At 49.0% G+C, this 3394-nt stretch carries 1 tRNA gene and 2 rRNA genes; all 3 read right to left on the bottom strand.

The features are described from left to right. Window positions 1–34: 34 nt before the first annotated feature. Window positions 35–111 (bottom strand) — tRNA-Met (locus tag COMX_RS10405). Window positions 112–381: 270 nt separating this feature from the next. Beyond that, a 5S ribosomal RNA gene (rrf, locus tag COMX_RS10400) occupies window positions 382–497 on the bottom strand. 108 nt (window positions 498–605) lie between these two features. Beyond that, a 23S ribosomal RNA gene (locus tag COMX_RS10395) occupies window positions 606–3341 on the bottom strand. Window positions 3342–3394 lie beyond the last annotated feature (53 nt).

The raw sequence follows: 3394 nt of genomic DNA, 5'->3' as shown, positions 1-3394 counted from the left end.
CATATGGGTTTTTTTAGTTTATTTATTGAGATATTGGGAGCGGGGAGAGGATTTGAACCTCTGACCTTCAGGTTATGAGCCTGACGAGCTACCGGGCTGCTCCACCCCGCATTGGGTGTATACTGCGTTATTTTGGGTTTCATAATTTCCCTTGCAGTATGAATACTGATTATACTCTATAAGAGAGGTTTAATCAGTTATTTTGGTCTGATGATTATCGTTCTAATTTTGAAGGATATCTCAGTTATTGAATAAACTCTATTATGAAGTATTAATAAGAGTTTGAATTATAATCCTGCATATTATTTAATATATTGAATATGGAATTAAACGATATTGTTTAATTGGGGATTATAAGTGATAGAGAGGGTATATTAGAAGACCTGGCAGCGACCTACTTTCCCATGCCTTAAGACATAGTATCATGGGCGCTGGGGGTTTTCACGGCCGAGTTCGAGATGGGATCGGGTGGTTCACTCCCCGCCATTGCCACCAGGTCATCTAATATACCCTTGTGTGTTGGTTGTTATTGTGAGTTCATGGTTGGTTAATTTTGAATTGGTTATTTTATAAGAGTGACTGATATGAGTGTATGTGTGTTTTATATAGTAAGTGCAAGGGCGATTAGTATCAGTTAGCTGCACACGTTTCCGTGCTTTCACACCTGACCTATTAACGTGGTGGTCTACCACGGCCCGTAATGAGACCTCGTTTTGAGGGGGGTTTCCCGCTTAGATGCTTTCAGCGGTTATCCTTTCCATACTTAGCTACCCGGCGGTGCTGCTGGCGCAACAACCGGTACACCAGAGGTATGTTCACCCCGGTCCTCTCGTACTAGGGGCAAATCCTCTCAAGTCTCGACATCCACGGCAGATAGGGACCGAACTGTCTCACGACGTTCTAAACCCAGCTCACGTACCACTTTAATCGGCGAACAGCCGAACCCTTGGGACCTGCTCCAGCCCCAGGATGTGATGAGCCGACATCGAGGTGCCAAACCTCCCCGTCGATGTGGACTCTTGGGGGAGATCAGCCTGTTATCCCTAGAGTACCTTTTATCCGTTGAGCGATGGCCCTTCCACGTGGAACCACCGGATCACTATGGCCGACTTTCGTCTCTGTTCGAGCTGTCACTCTCACAGTCAGGCGGGCTTATGCCATTGCACTCAACAGCCGATGTCCGACCGGCTTGAGCCCACCATCGCGCGCCTCCGTTACTTTTTGGGAGGCGACCGCCCCAGTCAAACTGCCCACCATGCAGGGTCCCAATCCAGGCTTACTGGATATGGTTAGACATCAAAAAAACTCAGGGTGGTATTTCAAGGATGGCTCCACATAGACTGGCGCCTATGCTTCAAAGCCTCCCACCTATCCTACACAGCGTTTTCCTGATGCCACTACAAAGTTGCAGTAAAGGTTCATAGGGTCTTTCCGTCTGACCGCGGATACCCCGCATCTTCACGGGGAATTCAATTTCGCTGAGCCGATGCTGGAGACAGCGGGGAAGTCGTTACGCCATTCGTGCAGGTCGGAACTTACCCGACAAGGAATTTCGCTACCTTAGGACCGTTATAGTTACGGCCGCCGTTTACCGGGGCTTCAATTCAGTGCTTGCACACCTCCTCTTAACCTTCCGGCACCGGGCAGGCGTCAGACCCTATACGTCGTCTTTCGACTTTGCAGAGCCCTGTGTTTTTACTAAACAGTCGCTACCCCCTGCTCTGTGCCACCTGGTCATGGTTGCCCACGACCCGGTCTTGCTTATCCCGAAGTTACGCAAGTAATTTGCCTAGTTCCTTCAGCATCGTTCTCTCAAGCGCCTTAGTATTCTCTACTAGTCCACCTGTGTCGGTTTCGGGTACGGTCTATCCGCTAGAGCTATTTCCTGGAATACTCCAAAAGCTAGGTCAATCCAATAAGACCTAACAACATATTGTATTCGTCACTTCTAGCAGGTTCAGGAATATTAACCTGATTTCCATCGACTACGGCTTTCGCCCTCGCCTTAGGGGCCGACTAACCCTGCGTGGATTAACCTGGCGCAGGAACCCTTGGACTTTCGGCGACAGTGTTTCTCGCACTGTTTGTCGCTACTCATGTCAGCATTCGCACTTCTGATATCTCCAGAGAGGGTCACCCCGTCTCCTTCACAGACCTACAGAACGCTCCGCTACTGCGCATATAAATATGCACCCACAGCTTCGGTAGATATCTTGAGCCCCGTTACATTTTCGGCGCAGAGTTTCTTAATTAGACCAGTGAGCTATTACGCTTTCTTTAAAGGATGGCTGCTTCTAAGCCAACCTCCTGGTTGTTTTGGAATCTCCACATCCTTTCCCACTTAGATATCATTTAGGGACCTTAGCTGGTGGTCTGGGCTGTTTCCCTCTCGACAATGGACCTTAGCACCCACTGTCTGTCTGCCACGCTCATACTCTTGGGTATTCGGAGTTTGATTAGGTTTGGTAGGTCTTTGGGACCCCCGAGCCCATTCAGTGCTCTACCCCCCAAGGTAATACGTGACGCTCTACCTCAATAGATTTCGCGGAGAACCAGCTATTACCAAGTTTGATTGGCCTTTCACCCCTAGCCACAGCTCATCCCCGTCTTTTTCAACAGACGTGGGTTCGGTCCTCCAGTGCATGTTACTGCACCTTCAACCTGGCCATGGCTAGATCACTTGGTTTCGGGTCTTCTGCCAGCAACTAACGCCCTATTAAGACTCGCTTTCGCTGCGCCTACACCTAACGGCTTAAGCTTGCTGCAAACAGAAACTCGCTGACCCATTATACAAAAGGTACGCTGTCACCCCATAAGAGGCTCCAGCTGTTTGTAAGCATTTGGTTTCAGGTCTCTTTCACTCCCCTTGTCGGGGTGCTTTTCACCTTTCCCTCACGGTACTTGTTCACTATCGGTCATCAGGGAGTATTTAGGCTTGGAGGGAGGTCCCCCCATGTTCAGACAGGATTTCACGTGTCCCGCCCTACTCAAGGACTTTAAAGATATTACGTATACGGGGTTATCACCCTCTATGACTGGTCTTTCAATACCATTCTACTTACCTCTTTAAAGCCACTGGCCTGTTCCGCGTTCGCTCGCCACTACTAGCAGAATCTCTGTTGATGTCTTTTCCTCCGGGTACTTAGATGTTTCAATTCCCCGGGTTCGCCTCATACACCTATGTATTCAGTGCATGATCCCTCATACGAGGGGGGTTGCCCCATTCAGAAATTCACGGATCAAAGTTTGCTCGCAACTCCTCGTGACTTATCGCAGCGTGCTACGTCTTTCGTCGCCTCCTGATGCCAAGGCATCCACCAAATGCTCTTTGTGCTCTTACTCATCACACATACACTCATATCAGCCACTTTACCCGCTATTACCTCAATCATTC

The organism is Commensalibacter papalotli (ex Servin-Garciduenas et al. 2014) (genome assembly GCF_000527695.1).
Taxonomy (GTDB): Bacteria; Pseudomonadota; Alphaproteobacteria; order Acetobacterales; family Acetobacteraceae; genus Commensalibacter; species Commensalibacter papalotli.
This window is presented reverse-complemented; position numbering and strand designations above follow the sequence as displayed.